A 19,707-nucleotide genomic window follows, 5' to 3' on the forward strand; every position below is an offset into this window, starting at 1 on the left:
ATTTAATTGGTTTCCAATGCCAAAACGGCACACCACGACTCGCCACGCGAGCCCTGGGACAAAATTTTCAGCGAACGCCCGCTGTCTTGCGGGCTAATGGTAATGGTCAGGTCGGGCTTTGGCAAAAAGCCTGCACCCTTCTGGGGCCATTCGATCAGGCAAAGCGCATCGTCTTCGAAATAGTCGCGGATGCCCAGGTACTCCAGTTCTTCAGGGTCGACCAGTCGATAGAGGTCGAAATGGAAGGCCCGGATAGCTCCGATCTCGTATGGCTCGACCAGGGTGAACGTCGGGCTCTTTACCGCCCCGACATGCCCCAGGCCACGGATGATACCCCGTGACAGCGTGGTTTTCCCCGCCCCCAGATCCCCTTCCAGAAAAATCAGACCGTGCCCTTGGGTGGTTTTTGCAATGCGCTCGCCGAATGCGGTCATCGCCTCTTCATCAGCCAGGTACAGGGTTACTTCAGACACGGTGCTTGCTCCTCCAACAACTGACGAATGGCTGGAATCAGATCACTGGCCGCCAGCCCACGGCCCGATTTACCTACTTGCGCGCCGGCATTGGCATGCAGCCACACCGCCAGGCAGGCGGCGTCGAAGGCATCCATGCCCTGGGCCAACAACGCGCCGACCAGACCGGCCAGCACGTCGCCCAAACCAGCGGCAGCCATTGCCGGATGGCCCTGATGACACACTGCCAGACGCCCGTCAGGACTGGCGACGAGGCTGCCGGCGCCTTTCAAGATCACTACAGCTGTATATTTTTTGCTCAACGCATGGGCCGCGGCCGGCCGATCGGCCTGAACCTCGGCGGTGCTTATTCCCAACAAACGCGCCGCTTCCCCAGGATGCGGCGTGATCACACAGTCCTTGGGCAAACTCACTTGCCTTTCAGCCAGCACATTCAATGCATCGGCATCCCAGACTTGCGGCAACGGTGCATTGGCTGCCGCCGACAATAGGCTGCGTCCCCAGGAAGTCTGGCCCAGGCCCGGGCCAACCACCAGTACGGAAACCTTTTGAAGCAGTCCCATCAGTTGATTGGCCGACGAAACCCCGAGCACCATCACTTCAGGGAGTCTGGCCAACGCCGCCGGGACATGCTCGCTGCGCGTGGCCACGGACACCATGCCTGCACCACTGCGCAGGGCGCTTTGCGCACTCAGCAGGACTGCCCCACCCAAGCCACGGTCACCGCCTATCAGCAGAACGTGGCCGAATTTGCCTTTGTGCGATGTTGGCGCACGGCTCGCCAGACGCGGCAGGTTACCGGTCGACAGACGGCAGGCGCTGACAGCGACCCCACTGAAAGTCTCGGCGCTCGCCTGCAGATCATTGAAAACCAGCTCCCCCACCACATCAGCCGCATCACCGGTAAACAGCCCCAGCTTCAAACCAATGAAGGTCACGGTCAGATCAGCCCGAATGGCTACCCCGAGTACGCGCCCGGTATCGGCACTCAGTCCGGAAGGAATATCCACCGCCGCCACCGGCAAGCCACTGGCGTTGATCGCCGTGATTGCGCTGGCATAGGGCTCTCGCACCTCGCCAGTCAGACCGGTACCGAGCAAGGCGTCCAACACCACACCACGCAGCTCGGACTGCGGGCCCCAGGCTTGTACGGCGACGCCATCCGAAACGGCCTCGGCGTGAGCCAACGCCGCATCTCCCTGCAAATGCTGGGGATCGCCCGCCGCCAACACCCGCACATGCCAGCCGGCACGCCGGGCCAGCACCGCCACCAGATAACCGTCGCCGGCGTTGTTACCGCGACCGGCCACGACCGTCAATTCGTTCGCCGTCGGCCAGTGACGGACCAGCGCCCGCCAGGTCGCCCGGGCAGCACGCTGCATCAATTCGAAGCCCGGTGTACCGGCCGCGATCAGGCTCGCGTCGAGGGCTCGCACTTGCGCAGCGCTGTACAGCGCGTCGGGTAAATCATCTTTAGTGTGCGGCATGCGTCTACGGGCTCCGATGTCTGGCAGAATTATACGCACCTCAGCTCCGGTTTCTCTCGCCTCATGCCTGCTATTAACACAGACCTCCCCGCTCTCGCCCAATCCATCAAGGACTGGGGCCGCGAGCTGGGCTTTCAGCAAGTCGGCATCAGCGGCCTGGACCTCGCCGAGCACGAACAGCACCTGGAACGCTGGCTTGCGGCCGGCTACCACGGCGAAATGGATTACATGGGCGCTCACGGCAGCAAACGCTCACACCCGGAAGAGTTGGTGCCCGGCACACTTCGAGTCGTATCCCTGCGCATGGACTACCTGCCGGGCGACACCGAAATGGCCAAACGCCTGACTCAACCTGCAAAAGCCTATGTCTCGCGTTATGCCTTGGGCCGCGATTACCACAAATTGATCCGTAAACGCGTGCAACAACTGGCCGAAAAAATTCAGGCGGTGATCGGGCCATTCGGTTACCGCGCCTTCGTCGACAGCGCTCCGGTGCTGGAAAAAGCCATCGCCGAACAGGCCGGTCTTGGCTGGATCGGCAAAAACACCCTGGTCTTGAACCGCAAGGCCGGCAGCTATTTCTTCCTCGCCGAACTCTTTGTCGATTTGCCGCTGCCGGTCGACCCGCCACACGGCACCGAGCATTGCGGCCGATGTACTGCGTGCCTGGACATCTGTCCGACCAACGCCTTCGTCGGCCCCTATGTATTGGACGCCCGGCGCTGCATCTCGTACCTGACCATCGAACTCAAAAGCGCGATCCCGGAAGATTTGCGCCCGCTGATCGGCAATCGGGTGTTCGGCTGCGATGACTGCCAGATCGTCTGCCCGTGGAATCGCTTCGCCCGTCCCTCAGGAGAAAGCGACTTCAAGCCACGGCACAACCTGGACAACGCCGAGCTGGCTGAGCTGTTCATGTGGGATGAGGACAAATTCCTCAGCAGCACCGAAGGTTCTCCGCTGCGCCGGGCGGGTTACGAGCGTTGGCTGCGAAACCTGGCGGTGGGTCTGGGGAACGCGCCGTCGAGCATTCCGGTGCTGGAAGCGTTGAAGGCGCGCCGCGACTATCCCTCCGAATTGGTCCGCGAACACGTCGAGTGGGCCCTGAAACAACACGGACTTCTGTAGGAGCTGTCGAGAGAAACGAGGCTGCGATCTTTTGATCTTGTTGAAAAAGATCGCAGCCTCGTTTCACTCGACAGCTCCTACTGGGATCCCGTGGAGGTCAGGCCTCGTCGTTGTAAACGAACTTCGGCATTTCCCAGTGAAAACGAATCGCCAGCAAGCGCAACAGGAACCCGCCGAACAGCGTGATCAAAATCGCCTGTTCACCCGGTAATTGCAGGTAAATGCAGAGCATGTAGCACCACGCCGCCGCGAACGAGACGCTAGCGTAAAGCTCGCGACGGAAGATCAGCGGGATGTCGTTGCAGAAGATGTCGCGCAGGATGCCCCCGAAAACCCCGGTAATCACGCCACTGACCGAGGCCACCAGCATGCCGTGGCCCATTTCCAGGGCGGTCATACAGCCAATCAGGGTAAACGCCACCAGGCCAACGGCATCGAGCACCAGAAACAGCGAGCGCAGGTGACGCATCCAGCGTGCAGCGAAGACGGTGAACATGGCCGCGATGGAGGTCAGCACCAGGTATTCCGGGTGCTTCACCCACGTCAGCGGGTAGTGGCCGAGCAGCACGTCACGCACTGAGCCGCCGCCGAGGGCCGTGATGCAAGCGATCAGCACCACGCCGAACCAGTCCATGCCGCGCCGACCTGCAGACAGGGCACCAGTCATGGCTTCGGCGGTGATGGCAATCAGGTAAAGCATCAGCAACATGGTGGCGGTCCTTGCAGGAAGGCGCGCAGTCTACTCACTTCACCGACGCCCCAAAAGAGGGCCGGCGCCATGTAGGAGCTGTCGAGTGCAACGAGGCTGCGATCTTTTGATCTGAAAAATCAAAGTCAAAAGATCGCAGCCTCGTTGCACTCGACAGCTCCTACACAGGTAGGATGCCAAATCAGAACTTGATGAAATGCTTGCGGTAGTGCTGCAGCTCGGCGATCGATTCGCGGATATCGTCCAGGGCCAGGTGAGTGCTGCCCTTTTTGAAGCTGTCGCGCACGTCCGGCGCCCAACGTGCAGCCAGCTCTTTGAGCGTCGACACGTCAAGGTTGCGGTAGTGGAAGTAGCTTTCCAGGGATTTCATGTGGGTATAAAGGAAGCGACGGTCCTGGCAGATGCTGTTGCCGCAGATCGGCGACTTGCCCTTAGGCACCCATTGTTCCAGAAAGGCAATGGTCTGCGCTTCGGCTTCGGCCATGCTGATGCGGCTGTCGCGAACCCGCTGGGTCAGGCCCGAGCCGCCGTGTTGACGGGTGTTCCACTCGTCCATGCCGGCGAGGATTTCGTCGCTGTGGTGGATGGCGATCACCGGACCTTCGGCCAACGTGTTCAGGTCGCTGTCCGTGACAATGGTGGCCATCTCGATGATGACGTCGGTATCAGGGTTCAGACCGGTCATTTCCAGGTCGATCCAGATCAGATTCTGCGGGTTTTGCATGTGTCGGCTCCTAGGCAATGCTGCGCAGTTTAGCCTAGGGCGGTGCCGGGGCGTGCTAAACTCGCTGCCGTTTTACCTAATCGCTGCATTCTTCATACGGAACACCCATGGCCAAACGCCAACTCAATCGTCGTCAAAACTGGCGCATCGAAAAGATTCAGGGCGAACGCGCTGCCCGCGCCGCCAAACGCGAGTCCTCGGCTGTCGAGGCACTTGAAGGTGGCGACCTGGGCCCGGAACAGACCGGCCTGGTGATCGCGCACTTCGGTGTGCAGGTCGAAGTCGAAGCCCTCGAAGGCGATTTGGCCGGCGAGGTGTTCCGCTGCCACTTGCGTGCCAACCTGCCAGCGCTGGTGACTGGCGACCAAGTGGTCTGGCGTGCCGGCAACCAGGGTATCGGGGTTATCGTGGCGCAATTGCCACGCAAAACCGAACTCTGCCGCCCGGACAGCCGTGGCCAGCTCAAGCCGGTAGCGGCCAACGTCGACATGATCGTCATCGTCTTCGCCCCGCTGCCCGAGCCTCATGCGAACCTGATCGACCGTTACCTGGTCGCTGCCGAGCACGCAGGGATTCGTCCGCTGCTGCTGCTCAACAAGTTCGACCTGATCGACGAGCAGAACGCCCCGGCGCTGAATGCCTTGCTGGCGGTTTACCGCACACTCGGTTACCCGGTGCTGGAAGTCTCGGCGCACCACGGCGACGGCATGGAGCAACTGCAGAAGCAACTGGACGGACGCATCAGCGTCTTCGTCGGCCAGTCTGGCGTCGGCAAGTCCTCCCTGGTCAACAGCCTGTTGCCGGAAGTCGAAGCCCGCGTCGGCCCGCTGTCCGAGCTGTCCGGCCAAGGCACCCACACCACCACCACCGCGCGGTTGTTCCACTTTCCCGGTGGCGGTGAGCTGATCGACTCCCCGGGTATCCGCGAATTCGGCTTGGGCCACGTGAGCCGCGCCGATGTCGAAGCCGGCTTCATCGAGTTCAACGACCTGATCGGCACCTGCCGCTTCCGCGACTGCAAGCACGATCGCGAACCGGGTTGCGCCCTGCTCAAGGCCCTCGAAGACGGTCGCGTACAGCAGCAACGGATGAACAGTTACCGCTCGATCATCGCCAGCCTGCCCGAAACCAGCTACTAAACAGACACGCCCACCACCCCGAGCCTTTCGGGGCGGTGGGTGGCTCGTCCGTCCTACAAAAAATTCTCGCGAATTAAACGTCAGACCTTTCTGTAAGGCCTCTTCGCGCCTATTTGCAGGACACTTCTCTTTAACCGCGCAGGCCTTGTTGCTGCCACTCAAGTGCATACATTCATGCCCTCTTCGCACTTTGGCGATACCGAGGGATAGCCATGCAGACCTACCATTTATTCATCAGCCATTCGTGGAATTACCCGCACGCCCACGACAATCTCGTGCGCTTGCTGAACGCGAAACCCGACTTCGCGTTCAAGAACTTTTCAGTGCCGCCGGACAACCCGATCGTTGGCGCAAAAACCGATGAAGAGCTGGAAGAAGCCATCGAAAACAAGATTCGAGCGTGCTCGGCAGTGCTGATCATGGCGGGGATGTATTCGACCTACAGCAAGTGGATCAACAAGGAGATCGAGATCGCCCGGCGCATGGGCAAGGTGATCATTGCGGTCAAACCGTTTGGTGCCGAGCGGATATCCACCGTGGTGCGCCGGGCGGCACATGCCGAATGCGCCTGGAACACCAACAGCATCATCAGTGCCATTCGCACTCACGCGGCGGGTTGAACCATGCGCAAGGGACTGTTCATTGGAATCAATCACTACCGCCATGTTTCACAACTCAGTGGCTGCAACAACGACGCGATGGCCATGGCCTCGGTGCTGGAACGGCATGCCAACGGGCGTCCCAACTTCAGCAGCAAGGTGCTTACCTCATCCGAGGAAAACCTGACCCACGCCACGTTGAAGCAGCATATCCAGAGCCTGTTTTCAGGTGATTGCGATGTCGCGCTGCTGTACTTCGCCGGCCACGGCCAGTTCGATACCAGCATCGACGAGGGCCTGCTGATCCCGCAGGACTTCGGTCAGGGCGTCGAAGGCATTCGCATCAGTGACATCCTGAACTGGGCGGACAACGCCACCCACATCAAGAACAAAATCATCATCCTTGATTGCTGTCAGGCCGGTGCGGCAGCTGCCATGCGCGGGTTGCGGGGCGGCAGTAGCGTAATCGGCGAAGGCATGACCATCCTCACCGCCTGCAAGAAAGAACAGGTTGCCCTGGAAGGTGGCGGTCACGGCGTCTTTACCGGTCTGTTGCTCCAGGCGCTGCATGGTGGAGCCGCCAATGTACTGGGCAAGGTGACGCCCGGCAGTGTGTATTCGTTCGTCGATAACGCGCTGGGTGCATGGGAACAACGGCCCGTGTTCAAAACCAACGTCTCGCAGTTCGTCCCTTTGCGCGAAGTCACGCCACTGATTGCCGAAGAGACCCTGCGCAAGCTCAAGGACTGGTTCCCGGAACCGAGCCATGTCTTTGCGCTCGATCCCAGCTACGAACCCACCGAAACATCGTTCGACCCGGACCACGGCGAAGTCTTCGCTCAACTGCAAAAGTGCAATCGCCACAGCCTGATCGAACCGGTGGACGCCGAGCACATGTACTACGCCGCCCTCAACTCCACAGGCTGTCGCCTTACGGCCCTCGGCGCCTATTACCGCGAACTCGCGATCAAGGGACATTTCTGATGCCAGTGTTTATCAGCTATCGCCATACCGACCGGCCACATGCTATCGCCATCAGCTCCCGCCTGATTCAGGCCAACATCAAGACCTACTTCGACGTGCTGGATCCGGAATCACAAACCACTGACGACATTACCGGGGTCATCACCCGGAACATCACAGCGTGCACGCATCTGATAGCGGTGGTCTCGGACAAGACCGCACTGTCTTGGTGGGTGCCCTTTGAAATCGGTGAAGCGACGATCAGTAACCGAAGGATCTGCTCATTCAAGACAGAGCCGACGACACTGCCGCTGTACCTCGATAAATGGCCAAAGCTCAGCACCGACAAGGATCTGGAGTTTTTCATTGATGCCTATCGAGAAGAAGTGGCGACCAAGCGTTCAATGTCGCTGGATTCGATCAACGAGTCCCTATACGGCACCTACAGTCGCAATGCCGAACTGTTCCACGACCATCTCAAGAACCGCATCAAGCGCGGTTTCTGAGTGCCTGATTCTGAAATAGGAGTGAACCTGATTCAGGACGAGACAGCAGGTACAAAAAAGCCGACATTTCTGTCGGCTTGATTGTTGTTGATCGTTCCCATGCTCCGCGTGGGAACGATCAGTAATCAATACGCGCAAGCGTTGAGCAAACAGGCCGGCCGGCAGGCCGCCTCGTTTGCTTTGGCGGTGCACGCCCCCTCGAGAGGCCGAGCGCAGGTTCTGCGCAGTGGGCAACCCGGCATGGATGCCGGGTTAGCCGCCCCCGGCCATGGATGGCCGATGGCGGCGGGCCCACGGAGCAGGACCGGAGCGAGGGCATGCCGAGCCTAAGCGAGGCACCGAACGTCAGGGGCAAAAGCGCTTGGTTACTTGGCGCTTCTCCAAGTGACCCGCCGTCAGGGCGGAACCCTAAGCCGCCGTAACCGCAGAAACGGATATGCCCCCAATCCCACCCCAACCCCAACCCCAACCCCAAGATCGGAAGTGCACAAAAAAGCCGACATCTCTGTCGGCTTTTTTGTTGTGGATCACTGCTTTGGCGAATCAGCCGGTTTGGCCGGTGCACCCGGTTTCGGCGCCGCATCCTCGAACAGGTTCAAGCGTTCACGCAGTTCGTGGGCCGGTACCGGTTGCTGGTCCGGCGGTAATGCATTTGGATCGACCGGTGTGGCAGGAGCTTCACCTGGCGCGGGCGCGGAAGCCGGAACGGGACCTTGTGCGCCTTCGATGGCCTCCTGGGCCTTCTTCGTCAGCACGACGATGTCGATACGACGGTTGACCGGGTTGAACGGATTCTTGCGATCGAACAATGACGACGACGCATAACCCACGACCCGGGCAACCTGCGAATCCGGATAGCTACCGGCAATCAGCGCACGGCGAGCGGCGTTGGCACGGTTGGCCGACAGCTCCCAGTTACCGAAGTCACCGGTGCCGGTGTAAGGCTTGGCATCGGTGTGGCCGCTGATGCTGATCTTGTTCGGCACCGCTTTGATGGTGTCGGCCATGGCCAGCAGGATGTCTTCGAAATACGGTTTCAGGCGAGCCGAGCCTGAGTCAAACATCGGACGGTTTTCGGCGTCCATGATCTGGATGCGCAAACCGTTCGGTGTGATTTCGAACAGGATCTGGTCCTTGAATTTTTGCAGCTGCGGATTTTCATCGACCTTGTTCTGCAATTCTTGCAGCAACAGTTCGAGGCGCTCCTTCTCCACCTGCTCGGCCATGCCTTCGACCTGATCGGTGTCGACGGTCACCTTGTCTGGCTGCGGCTGAGATTTCACCTCGGGGTTGAGGGTGTTCTCCGGCGCCAGGGTCGGCGTGCCGCCCAAATCGATGATGTATGGCGTGCCGCTTTCGCTGAAGCCGACCGGGTCCTTGAAGTAACCGGCGATGGCGATCTTCTGTTCCGGCGTTGCGGTGGACAGCAGCCACAGCACCAGGAAGAACGCCATCATCGCCGTCGCGAAGTCCGCGAAGGCGATTTTCCAGGCGCCCCCGTGATGCCCGCCGGCGATGCGCTTGACGCGCTTGATGATTATCGGCTGGTTATTTTCCATGGCTTAACGACCGCGGACCGCTTGTTCCAGCTCAGCGAAGCTAGGACGGTGCGCCGGGTACAGAACCTTACGACCGAACTCTACCGCCAGCGATGGCGGCATGCCGGAAGCCGAAGCCACCAGCGAAGCCTTGATGGCTTCGTAGACGTTGAGTTCTTCCTTGGCATCGTGGGCCAGGGAATGGGCCAGCGGACCGAAGAAACCGTACGCCGCGAGAATACCGAAGAAGGTACCGACCAGGGCCGCACCCACGTGCAGGCCGATGGATTTCTGATCGCCTTCACCCAGGGAAGCCATGGTCACCACGATACCGAGTACCGCCGCGACGATACCGAAACCAGGCATGGCGTCGGCAATACCGTTCACCGCGTGGGACGGGTGCTCAAGGTCTTCCTTGAGGCTGTAAAGCTCCATGTCGAACAGGCCTTCAAGCTCATGGGGAGCCATGTTGCCGGAGGACATGATGCGCAGGTAATCGCAGATGAAGGCGGTCATGCGTTCGTCTTTGAGCACAGTCGGGTACTTGGCGAAGATCGGGCTCGCTGCGGCGTCTTCAATGTCGCCTTCGATGGCCATCATGCCTTCGCGGCGGCTCTTGTTGAGGATCTCGTAGATCAGGCCCAGCACTTCCAGGTAGAACGTGTGGTTGAACCGCGAACTGAACATGCCCAAGGATTTCTTGAGCACGTGCATGGTCATGTAACCGGGGTTGGCCTGCAGAAATGCGCCCAGCGCCGCACCACCGATAATCATCACCTCGAAAGGCTGAATAAGGGCGGCAATCTTGCCGTGTGAAAGCACGTATCCGCCGAGCACGCTCGCGAATACGACGATGATGCCGATAATTTTAGCCATAGGTAGGAGAGCACTTACTGAGTCGGGTTCAAGGTCATATTCGGAAGTTAAAAAATCTCTTCTTCTACTTATCGGCAAAACTGCGCCAGACTATAGCCAGTTCAGGCGAAAAGCCAATTTGGCCCGTTCCGGGCATAGGTAATGCAGACGATGATCGCGTCCAACCATGGCTAACGAAACGAACGTTCCAACTCCAAAACCGACCACTCTCGAAGGCTGGGTCAAGCTTCTCGATGGCGTGCGCCTGCCGGTTCCGCAAGACAGTCATGACCGAGTCTGCAAAGCCATCGTCAACAGTCGAAGCTCTTTGCGTGATATCGCCGAACTGATCCAGGAAAGCCCGGCACTGGCCTTGAGTGTGATTCGCGAAACCAACCGCCACACCCACGGCAGCATGACCGAGCCTGCTGAAAACCTTGAGGTGGCGATCAATCGCCTCGGTTTGAAACGCACCGAAGAATTGCTCGCCCGACTTCCCGCCGAACCCTTGTCACAGATACCGGTTGCGCTGCGTCAGCTTCAATTGATCAGTCAGCACGCGACCCAACAGGCCAACGGTTTTTTCGCCAGTCGCCTGGCTCGTTTGTGGCAGGACATCCACTGGGGCAGCCTGCTGTTTCTTTCACCGCTGTGGCCGATGGCGCTGACTCATCCACAATTGCTTGAAGAGTGGGAGTTGCGGGTCATTCATAAAGGCGAGTCGGCTCGCATCGTCGAAAAGCAATTGTTCGGCGTGCGCCTTCTGGATATCTGTCTGGCACTGGTGGATATCTGGCGCCTGCCGATCTGGATTCAGCAAGGCTATCGACTGCTGCTGAACGAGCAGCGCGAACTGGTCAAAGTGCTGCGCATCGCCCGGGATGTCGACCATCCGTTGCGCCAGCAAAACCGCCTCGATGACGATCCAACCTTGCGCCGGTGGCTCAATCAGCCCGCCAATACTGTGTTGCTGGCCAATGGTCTGGCGCTGTCGGCGCAACACGCCTGGGACAGTCCGCATTGTGAACGCTGGCAGTACCTGACCAGCCTTTATCTGCAAATGCCGATGAGCGAAGTTCAGCAGCAATTGCACCAACAGGCGGTAAACAGCGCGCACCAGCACGCCATGCCGGACCTCTGGCACCCCGCCGTCTCGCTAATATGGCCCACGGGCATTAACCGTATTCACGCCGGTTTGCTGCCAGCCCCGGCGCCCACCGCCGAAGACTTGGCGAACTGGCGCAAGCAATGCGCCGAACTGCTGGTCGAGCCGAGCCGTTTCACCAACGCCATGCACTTGACCACCTCGGCCCGAGACGCACTGGTCGCGTGCGGCATGCGGCGGGTCATGATTTTGATGGCCGACCGTACGCACTCCAGTTTGCGCGCGCATCAAACGGCCGGGCTGACGAAGGAAGCGGCAGGCCTGAACTTTGTGGTCAGCCAGAGCACCGTGCTGCAACGCTTGCTCTCGCAACAGGCCCAAGTGCGCCTGACACCGGCCAACAACGCGCAGTTTTCAGCTTTATTACCCGTCAGCCTGCGCGCGCAGTTTCGCGGTGAACACTTGCTGCTGCGCTCATTGGTCAACAATGGTCGAGTGATCATGGTCGTTGTTGCCGATCAGGGCGGCGGGCCGTTCTCGGAGATCACTGTGCAAGCCTTCGGCAAAACCGCGCAGTGCATCGAAAAGGCCCTGCACAGCTTTAGCCACCGCGGCCAATAAGGCTGCGTTACAATCCTTTCCCTTTGTGCTCTGGAGACCTCACATGTCTGACTTCTCTGGCTTGGCGCTGGTCATCGAGCCGAGCGACTTGCTCCCTCGCCTTGAGTCCCGCGAACTGATTCTGGTGGACCTGACCAGCAGCGCCCGTTATGCCGCAGGGCATATTCCTGGTGCGCGCTTTGTCGACCCCAAACGTACGCAACTCGGCCAGGCGCCCGCGCCGGGGCTGATGCCGCCGCAAGCGGCCCTCGAAGCGTTGTTCGGCGAGTTGGGACACAACCCCGACGCCGTCTACGTAGTGTATGACGACGAAGGCGGCGGCTGGGCCGGGCGCTTCATCTGGCTGCTGGATGTCATCGGCCATAAAAAATACCACTACATCGACGGTGGCCTGACGGCCTGGCTGGCAGACGGCATGCCCATGTCAATCCAGATCCCGCCATCTGTGGGAGGCCCGGTTGCGCTGACCCTGCACGACGAACCCACTGCCACCCGTGAATACCTGCAAAGCCGTCTCGGTGCCGCCGACCTGGCCATCTGGGACGCGCGCGGCCCGCTGGAGTACTCCGGCGAAAAAGTGCTGGCGGCCAAGGCCGGACACATTCCCGGCGCGGTGAATTTCGAATGGACGGCCGGCATGGATCAGGCGCGCAACCTGCGCATCCGGCAGGACATGCCGCAGATCCTGGAACAACTCGGCATCACCAAAGACAAAGAAGTGATTACCCACTGCCAGACTCACCACCGCTCTGGCTTCACCTATCTAGTGGCCAAATCCCTCGGTTATCCGCGGGTCAAAGGCTACGCCGGCTCTTGGGGCGAATGGGGCAACCACCCTGATACGCCCGTAGAAATTTAAGGTTTTTAAGGACAGTTAATGAATAAGCGTTTGTTTATCCTCAGCCAATACCTGCTGCCTCATCACCTGCTGTCACGACTGGCCGGCTGCATTGCCGAATGCCGCGTACGCTGGTTCAAGAACGCCTTTACCGCCTGGTTCGCCAAGCGTTATCAGGTGGACATGTCCCAGGCGCTGGTTGAGGACCTGACTGCTTACGAGCACTTCAATGCGTTCTTCACCCGCGCACTGAAAGACGGCGCTCGCCCGCTGGACGAAACCCCAGGCGCCATTCTCAGCCCGGCCGACGGCGCGGTCAGCCAGCTTGGCCCGATCGAACACGGTCGCGTGTTTCAGGCCAAGGGCCACAGCTTCAGTGTCCTGGAATTGCTTGGCGGCGATGCGGCGAATGCTGCTCCGTTCATGGGCGGTGATTTCGCGACGATCTACCTGTCACCGAAAGACTACCACCGCGTGCACATGCCACTGGCCGGCACCCTGCGCGAAATGGTCTACATCCCGGGGCGGATTTTCTCGGTCAACCAGACCACCGCTGAAAACGTACCGGAGCTGTTCGCCCGCAACGAACGCGTGGCGTGCATTTTCGACACCGAGCGCGGGCCGATGGCCGTGGTGCTGGTGGGCGCGATGATCGTGGCCTCGATTGAAACCGTTTGGGCCGGGCTGGTGACGCCGCCTAAGCGGGAACTGAAAACCTTCCGTTACGACGAAGCCGCTCGCGCGCCAATCCATCTGGAAAAAGGTGCAGAACTGGGTCGCTTCAAACTGGGTTCGACGGCTGTCGTGCTGTTCGGGCCGGACCAGGTGAAATGGGCTGAAGGTCTCGGCGCCTTGTCGCCGGTTCAAATGGGCCAGGCGCTGGGTCTGCCAAAGGCCTGACCGGGCTGATCCGCCCCGCCGAATGAGTTCGACGGGGCGGAAATTGCTGTAGCACCGTCGCTCGATTTGTCCAGGAAAGCCCGAACGGCATGCGCCTGACAGACAAACAGTCGAGGTCCATAACTGCTACAGTCACGTCATTCACTGCCCATTTCCCGGTTGGAGTTTTTCCACGGCATGAATGAGACCAGCCCCCATCTGTTGTTACGTGTCCCGATCCCGACGCAACTGCGTCTGTCGTTCTGCGAACCCACGCCGCGCGACCTCAAGCGCTGGATCGCCGACCTGCCCAAAGCCAACATCGGCGAAACCGCTCGCCTGCTCTATCAGGGCCTGAGCGAACTCAACCAGCTGCTCACCCCCAGCGACAATCGCCTGCAACTGCTCGAACTGCTGCGACCCGAGGTGTATTTCGTCTGCAAACACCTGGAACGGCATTTTCTGCATCAAGCCATTGTGCTCGACGAGCGCTCGCGCAAGATCGCCAACCTCTGCCAAGCGCTGCAAAATCACTTGGCGACCGGCTACAAACAGATCGTCGTGCGTATCACACCGCGTTTCAGCAAAGACCGGGCGCCATTGCTGGCACAGGCGCTACAGCGGGCGATCCATTGCCTCAATGGCCCCCTGATCCGTGCGACGCAACTCTACTGCCCGGTGCCGGAAGGCCTGTGGCTGGAGCTGCACCAGCTGTATCGGATTGCCTGCGCGCACAAACTCCAGCACTTGAGCCTGCGTGATGAACTGGCCAGCCAGACGCGAACCCTGAGCATCGAACAGACTTACGTGGTCGCCCTGTTGCTGGGCGCCGCACGCTGCAACCAACTGCGCCAGAACCAGATCGCCCGGCTCGCCGAGGTACTGGAGCCTTGGAGCCAATGGATCAAGCTGCAGCCGTCCAACCCCGTAGTAGGGCTGTTTGCCGTCGCACCGGACCTCGACATCGGGCCGCGCTATCGCTCCAAGTTCAGGGCCGAGCAGCAGGACAGTTTGCTGGGGGTTGATCCTCAGCCCCTGGTCGCCGCCATCGAAGCGCATCTGCAGGGCAATAACAGTGGCTCTACACCGCTGCCGGTACCCGCCGGCTTGACCCTGGATACGCTGCAACACCTGCACGCCGCCTGGGGACAGGCGGCCGAGCGCAGCTTTCAACGTACCGTCGGCCAAGGCACTCTGACCCTGTGCGTGGGCATGAGCGCGCTGCACTTTTACCTGGGCGGGCAACGCTCATTCAGCGACATTCTGAAAAACCCCGGCACCCGGCTCGCGAAATTCTCGGCACTGCCCCTGACAGGCCAGGGAAAGGACCAATGGAGCCAGGCGTTCGATGCTGCGCCCAACGCCAGCGCCGATGCCCTGCTGCCTTATGAAGAGATTGAATACCCGCAATTGCAGAACGATGACGGCAAGGACGCCGCCGACAGCAATCGGCATTTTCCGACCTACGTCCTGCCAATCATCAATCACAGCCCCGGTGGATATTGCCTGGCGTGGCCCGGCGCAGTGCCCGCCGAGCTACAGGCTGGCGAGATGGTCGGGATTGAGGACTCCGTCAATAAAGGCTGGAGCATTGCAGTAGTACGCTGGATTCGCCAGGTGCGTGGCGGCGGCACGCAGATGGGCATCGAACAGGTTGCGCCTTACGCCGAGCCGTGCGGCTTGCAACTGGTGCGCTCGCGGGATGATCACAGCCAATACCTGCGCGGCCTGTTGCTGCCCGAGATCAGCGCCATCGACCTGCCCGCCACCCTGCTAGCACCGCGCCTGCCATTCCAGGAGGGCAACAAAGTGCTGATCAACACCAACGGCCAGGAGCGCCGGGCCGGGCTCGATCGGCGGGTGGCGAGTACCAACAGTTTCAATCAATTTGCTTATCGTTCGCTGGAAGCGAGCAGAAACGACAACGCCGCTGAAAGCGGCGTTGAGGAGGAGTTTGATTCGTTGTGGAAGTCGCTTTGATCCCGAAAGCAAAAGATCGCAGCCTCGTTTCACTCGACAGCTCCTACAGAGAATTGCGTGAACTGTAGGAGCTGCGATCTTTTGATCTTTAATCAGAGCTGCCCGTCACGATCCCGGAAACCCAACAGGTACAACACCCCATCCAGCCCGAGGGTGGAAATCGCCTGTTTCGCCGACTGTTTCACCAGCGGCTTGGCGCGGAACGCCACACCCAGACCGGCAATCGCCAGCATCGGCAAATCGTTGGCACCGTCACCGACCGCGATGGTCTGCTCCAGGCGCAAACCTTCCTTATGCGCCAGCTCACGCAGCAGATCAGCCTTGCGCTGCGCATCGACAATCGGCTCGACTGCCACGCCGGTGACCTTGCCGTCGACCACTTCCAGTTCGTTGGCAAACACGTAATCGATACCCAGCTTTGCCTGCAATTGCTTGGCGAAGTAGGTGAAGCCGCCTGACAGGATTGCGGTCTTGTAGCCCAGACGCTTGAGCTCGGCGAACAGTGTTTCGGCGCCTTCGGTCAGGCGCAGGGATGCGCCGATCGAGTCCAGCACGCTGACGTCCAGCCCCTTGAGCAAGGCCAGGCGCTCCTTGAAGCTGGCGCGAAAATCCAGCTCGCCGGCCATCGCGCGTTCAGTGATTTCAGACACCTGATCGCCCACGCCGGCGGCCTTGGCCAGTTCGTCGATGACTTCGGCCTCGATCAGCGTCGAGTCCATGTCAAACACCGCCAGACGGCGGTTACGGCGAAACAGCGAATCTTCCTGGAAGGCGATGTCGACGTTCAGTTCCTGCGCGACACTGAGGAATTCAGCCCGCAGTGCCTGCGGATCAGCCGCCTCGCCACGCACGGAAAACTCGATGCAGCCCTTGCCCTTGTCGGCCGGGGTGTCCAGCGGCATGCGACCGGACAGGCGGTCGATATGATCGATGTTCAGACCATATTTGGCGGTGATCGAACTCACGGCCTGCAATTGACCGGCGGTCACTTTGCGGGTCAACAGGGTCACGATGTGGCGCTTTTTGCCTTGATTGCCGACCCACTGCTGGTAATCCTCTTCGGATACCGGGGTGAATCGGACTTGTTGATCAAGCTCGTATCCCTTGAACAGGATGTCCTTGAGCACTGACTTGCCTTGCTCGGTACCAGGAATTTCAACCAGGATGCCGAACGACAGAGTGTCGTGGATCACCGCCTGACCGATGTCGAGAATGTTCACACCACCCTGAGCCAGAACGCCAGTTATGGCCGCAGTCAGACCCGGACGGTCGACTCCCGTGATGTTTATCAGGACGATTTCGCGCAAGGCGCACCCCCGCAGGTGGAAAAAAACCGCATTCTACCCACTTTCAGTGACCATCGGGCACCGTCAACGCTTTGCCGGTCTGGGGCCTGTCGCTATACTGCGCGTCAACTTCACGGACAAAAGAGCCGAGCTCAAGTGAACCGGCCTACGCCAGTAAAAACCGATAACTTCTTTCTGCTGATCTTCCGGGCACTGCGCCATCGCCGTGTACCGATTGCATTGCGCATCGCCAGCCATAACGTGATCCTGGTCGCTTTGGCCCTGGTCATCTATGCCTGCGTGATGGGTTTGCAGTTCAAGCAGGCCATGCATGAGCAGGCAGATGCGCTGGGCGAAAGCCTGACCACGCAGACCGCCACCTCCGCCACGGAGCTGTTGGTGTCCAACGACATCCTCAGCCTCAACGTGCTGCTCAACAACCTGACCAAAAACAAACTGGTGGCCCACGCCGCCATTTATAGCGTGGATAACCGCATCCTCGCCGAAGCCGGTCAACGTCCCAAGCACAGCCTGCTGGGCGAAGCCGAGGGCATGTACCAGAGCAAGATCACCTTCCAGGACGTGACCGCCGGGCAACTGCGCATCAGCCTGGACATGGATCAGTTCCAGCAGCCGATGACCATCAGCCTGCAAAGCATGGGCATTTTGAGTGCGATCCTGCTGGCCCTGTCCCTGGCCTTGAGCCTGCGCCTGGGTCGACACATCTCCACGCCACTGCTGCAACTGCGCGTGTGGCTGCGCAATATCGACGAATACACCCCGGCCACCGAGCGTCAGGATGAGATCGGCGACCTGGCCCGCCAGCTGCACGCCAACTTCGCGCCGGAACCGGCCGAGCCTGCGCCTGCCCCGGAGCCCGAGGTGGACGATAGCGAATACGAAGACGCCGACGATAACGAGCCGTCCTTCGAAGTGCGCAACCTGCGCGACCCAAGCTTTGACGAAACCAAGCCTGTGGCGGGCCTCAAGCCTGCGCCACGGCGCAGTGTCAGCACTGTCGAAGACGATGATGACGATGACGCGTTTGCCGACTTGATTGACGAATCGGCTACCAGCGCGCCAATAGCACTGGCAAAACCGGTCGTGTCGAACGTGCCACAGCACAGCGCGGTGCTGGCCGTGCAGCTGGGCGCACAAGATCAACTGCGTCGTCTGCCACGTACCCGTCTGGAAGAACTGCTCAAACGCTATCGCGATTGCCTTGATCAGGCGGCCTCGTTGTACCAGAGCGAGCTGCACACCCTGAACGACGGCAGCACGCTGATGCTGTTCCACACCGAGGACAGCGGTGACGACTACCTGACCAACGCGATCTGCTGCGGTGAGCTGTTGCGAGCCTTGGGCCATCAGCTGCAGATCGAAGTCGCGGACAGTGGCATCACCCTGCAATTGCAGTTGGGCCTGACGTTGGGCGACGGGTTGTTCGGGCTGAGCCAGATCGACCTGCTGCTGACCGAAACCGCTCAGGACGCCTTGGCCTTGTCGCAACACAGTCGCAACCTGCTGCTGGTGGAACGCAAGATCGGTGACGATGCGCTGATTCGTCAGCGCGCGCGGATTCGTCCGATTGCCAGCCCTGAGGGCGCTTGCTGCGTGGAACGGTTGATGGAGCCTTATCCGTCGATGCTGGAACGGCAACTGGCGCGGATGCATGAGCGTCGGGCGTAAGCCTTAAAGCCCAGAAGTGAAGAAGCCCGCACACGAGTGATCGTCTGCGGGCTTTTTGTTGCCTGTGGCTGATCGTTCCCACGCTCTGCGTGGGAAAGCAGCCCGTGACGCTCCGCGTCACATCGGTGCCAGGCTTTGGGATGAGGTGAGGCTGGAACGCAGAGCGTCCCTGGAGGCATTCCCACGCAGAGCGTGGGAACGATCATCAAGGATTGCTCCGGGCAGCGTTCCGACGAAGGGGCCACCAGCAGCACCAGAGATCATCAACTTGCAGAAACAACAAAGCCCGCATCTCTGCGGGCTTTGTGTTGAATCAATCCAGCGTTAGAACCTGAACACTTCCATATCCGTGCGGATTGGCGAGGCCATCGGGATCTTAGGCTGTTTCTCCTGCTCGGCCGCCGGTGCGGCAGGTTTCGGAGCAGACTTGCGTGGTGCTTCAGCAATGGGTGGCTGGTTAGCCAGCGGCTTTAGAGCCACCGACAATTGCTCGGCCAGACGTTGCAGCAACACACCCTGCGCCTGAACCTGAGCCGCCGTACCGCCAGCATGCTGTTCTTGCAGATGAATGATGCGGTTATCGCGAACCTGACCACGACGGTCGATCAGACGCCATTGCGCATCCAGGATCGCTGGTTGCGATTCGCCCGAATCCAGACGGGTAATCGTCAGCAGCACCTGAACATCCGGCGTGAAGCCTAAGGTTGCCGGCGCCAGTACGACACGCTGGCTGTCCAGATGACCGGCGACCTGACGCAGCAACAACTGATCGATGTCTGACGACAGGCTCCCGGCCCAACGACCGTCGGTCGATGCCTGAAGGCTGCCATCGGGCTGTCGCTGCAACAAGGTTTCACGTTGCAGGTAATCCGCAACCGTTACCGGGCCCAGCAATACCGCCATGCCCGCGCTTTGCGCAGGCGGAGCCGGACTACCGCTGTCCAGCTGATACAGCGACACCGGTTGATGAACGCTGCAACCCGCCAGGCCAAGAACGCCAGCGAGCATCAAAATAAAAGGAAGGCGCAGAGCAGTCATCGTCCCATCCAGGTGGTTGCCACAAGGCTAGCCACAGTGAAAATACTCAATAAATATGAAGAACGCTCGGCCACGCCGGCGCTTGAAAGGCCATATCATCCGTGAATATGCGTTCCGACTCCAGCGGCAAAGCGTCGATCTACGCGTTAA

Annotated in this window: 18 protein-coding genes; 10 read left to right on the top strand and 8 right to left on the bottom strand. The window is 60.1% G+C overall.

Annotation, left to right across the window (positions count from 1 at the left end):
- Positions 1-2: 2 nt before the first annotated feature.
- Both tsaE and BLQ41_RS02155 read right to left on the bottom strand, forming a co-directional pair.
- Positions 3-473 carry a tRNA (adenosine(37)-N6)-threonylcarbamoyltransferase complex ATPase subunit type 1 TsaE gene (gene tsaE, locus BLQ41_RS02150; protein WP_090176263.1) on the bottom strand — a complete coding sequence of 157 codons (471 nt, stop codon included), beginning with the start codon at positions 471-473 and terminating at the stop codon, positions 3-5.
- Entirely contained in the window at positions 461-1,960 is a 1,500-nt protein-coding gene (locus tag BLQ41_RS02155; RefSeq protein WP_090176265.1) for an NAD(P)H-hydrate dehydratase, read from the bottom strand. The genes tsaE and BLQ41_RS02155 overlap by 13 nt, the downstream gene beginning before the upstream one ends.
- Positions 1,961-2,023: 63 nt before the next feature.
- Here BLQ41_RS02155 and queG point away from each other — a divergent pair, with 63 nt between their 5' ends.
- Entirely contained in the window at positions 2,024-3,088 is a 1,065-nt protein-coding gene (gene queG / locus BLQ41_RS02160; protein WP_090176268.1) for a tRNA epoxyqueuosine(34) reductase QueG, read from the top strand.
- Between the two features lie 97 nt (positions 3,089-3,185).
- Here queG and BLQ41_RS02165 read toward each other — a convergent pair whose 3' ends face one another.
- Together BLQ41_RS02165 and orn are read right to left on the bottom strand one after the other, a co-directional pair.
- Positions 3,186-3,797 (bottom strand): trimeric intracellular cation channel family protein, encoded by a 612-nt coding sequence (locus tag BLQ41_RS02165; protein ID WP_007945604.1) that lies wholly within the window; start codon positions 3,795-3,797, stop codon positions 3,186-3,188.
- 181 nt (positions 3,798-3,978) lie between these two features.
- Complete coding sequence (gene orn / locus BLQ41_RS02170; protein WP_090176271.1) at positions 3,979-4,521, bottom strand: oligoribonuclease; 543 nt, start codon at positions 4,519-4,521, stop codon at positions 3,979-3,981.
- Between the two features lie 107 nt (positions 4,522-4,628).
- Here orn and rsgA point away from each other — a divergent pair, with 107 nt between their 5' ends.
- The 4 genes from rsgA (at position 4,629) to BLQ41_RS02190 (ending at position 7,728) form a co-directional block, all read left to right on the top strand.
- On the top strand, positions 4,629-5,660 hold the full coding sequence (gene rsgA, locus BLQ41_RS02175; RefSeq protein ID WP_090176274.1) for a small ribosomal subunit biogenesis GTPase RsgA: 1,032 nt from the start codon (positions 4,629-4,631) through the stop codon (positions 5,658-5,660).
- Positions 5,661-5,872: 212 nt separating this feature from the next.
- The gene (locus BLQ41_RS02180; RefSeq protein WP_090176275.1) at positions 5,873-6,280 is read left to right on the top strand and encodes a TIR domain-containing protein; all 408 of its coding nucleotides are present in this window, start codon (positions 5,873-5,875) and stop codon (positions 6,278-6,280) included.
- A gap of 3 nt (positions 6,281-6,283) precedes the next feature.
- Entirely contained in the window at positions 6,284-7,243 is a 960-nt protein-coding gene (locus tag BLQ41_RS02185; RefSeq protein ID WP_090176278.1) for a caspase family protein, read from the top strand.
- Positions 7,243-7,728: a toll/interleukin-1 receptor domain-containing protein gene (locus tag BLQ41_RS02190; protein WP_090176281.1), complete on the top strand. Its 486-nt coding sequence runs from the start codon at positions 7,243-7,245 to the stop codon at positions 7,726-7,728. The genes BLQ41_RS02185 and BLQ41_RS02190 overlap by 1 nt, the downstream gene beginning before the upstream one ends.
- Positions 7,729-8,255: 527 nt before the next feature.
- Here the strand turns inward: BLQ41_RS02190 and motB are convergent.
- Positions 8,256-9,287 carry a flagellar motor protein MotB gene (gene motB, locus BLQ41_RS02195; protein ID WP_090176284.1) on the bottom strand — a complete coding sequence of 344 codons (1,032 nt, stop codon included), beginning with the start codon at positions 9,285-9,287 and terminating at the stop codon, positions 8,256-8,258.
- 3 nt (positions 9,288-9,290) lie between these two features.
- Positions 9,291-10,142 (bottom strand): flagellar motor stator protein MotA, encoded by an 852-nt coding sequence (gene motA, locus BLQ41_RS02200; RefSeq protein ID WP_090176287.1) that lies wholly within the window; start codon positions 10,140-10,142, stop codon positions 9,291-9,293.
- A gap of 166 nt (positions 10,143-10,308) precedes the next feature.
- On the opposite strand from motA, the gene BLQ41_RS02205 reads away from it, so the two are divergent.
- The 4 genes from BLQ41_RS02205 to BLQ41_RS02220 all read left to right on the top strand — a co-directional run bounded on the left by BLQ41_RS02205 (position 10,309) and on the right by BLQ41_RS02220 (position 15,544).
- Positions 10,309-11,847 (top strand): HDOD domain-containing protein, encoded by a 1,539-nt coding sequence (locus BLQ41_RS02205; protein WP_090176289.1) that lies wholly within the window; start codon positions 10,309-10,311, stop codon positions 11,845-11,847.
- A 43-nt stretch (positions 11,848-11,890) separates the two neighbouring features.
- Positions 11,891-12,706, top strand: a complete 816-nt coding sequence (locus tag BLQ41_RS02210; RefSeq protein ID WP_090176292.1) for a rhodanese-like domain-containing protein — start codon at positions 11,891-11,893, stop codon at positions 12,704-12,706.
- Between the two features lie 18 nt (positions 12,707-12,724).
- The gene (gene asd / locus BLQ41_RS02215; RefSeq protein ID WP_090176295.1) at positions 12,725-13,585 is read left to right on the top strand and encodes an archaetidylserine decarboxylase; all 861 of its coding nucleotides are present in this window, start codon (positions 12,725-12,727) and stop codon (positions 13,583-13,585) included.
- Positions 13,586-13,762: 177 nt separating this feature from the next.
- Positions 13,763-15,544 (top strand): molecular chaperone, encoded by a 1,782-nt coding sequence (locus BLQ41_RS02220; protein WP_090176297.1) that lies wholly within the window; start codon positions 13,763-13,765, stop codon positions 15,542-15,544.
- Positions 15,545-15,636: 92 nt separating this feature from the next.
- Here the strand turns inward: BLQ41_RS02220 and serB are convergent, their stop codons facing one another.
- A complete protein-coding gene (serB, locus tag BLQ41_RS02225; protein ID WP_090176300.1) occupies positions 15,637-16,851 on the bottom strand; it encodes a phosphoserine phosphatase SerB in 1,215 nt (404 codons plus the stop codon).
- A 135-nt stretch (positions 16,852-16,986) separates the two neighbouring features.
- On the opposite strand from serB, the gene BLQ41_RS02230 reads away from it, so the two are divergent.
- Positions 16,987-18,519, top strand: a complete 1,533-nt coding sequence (locus BLQ41_RS02230) for an AhpA/YtjB family protein (RefSeq protein ID WP_090176303.1) — start codon at positions 16,987-16,989, stop codon at positions 18,517-18,519.
- Positions 18,520-18,843: 324 nt separating this feature from the next.
- Here BLQ41_RS02230 and BLQ41_RS02235 read toward each other — a convergent pair whose 3' ends face one another.
- Positions 18,844-19,557, bottom strand: coding sequence for a PqiC family protein (locus BLQ41_RS02235; protein WP_090176306.1), 714 nt, complete (start codon positions 19,555-19,557; stop codon positions 18,844-18,846).
- Between the last annotated feature and the right edge of the window lie 150 nt (positions 19,558-19,707).

The organism is Pseudomonas arsenicoxydans, assembly GCF_900103875.1.
Classification (GTDB): domain Bacteria; phylum Pseudomonadota; class Gammaproteobacteria; order Pseudomonadales; family Pseudomonadaceae; genus Aquipseudomonas; species Aquipseudomonas arsenicoxydans.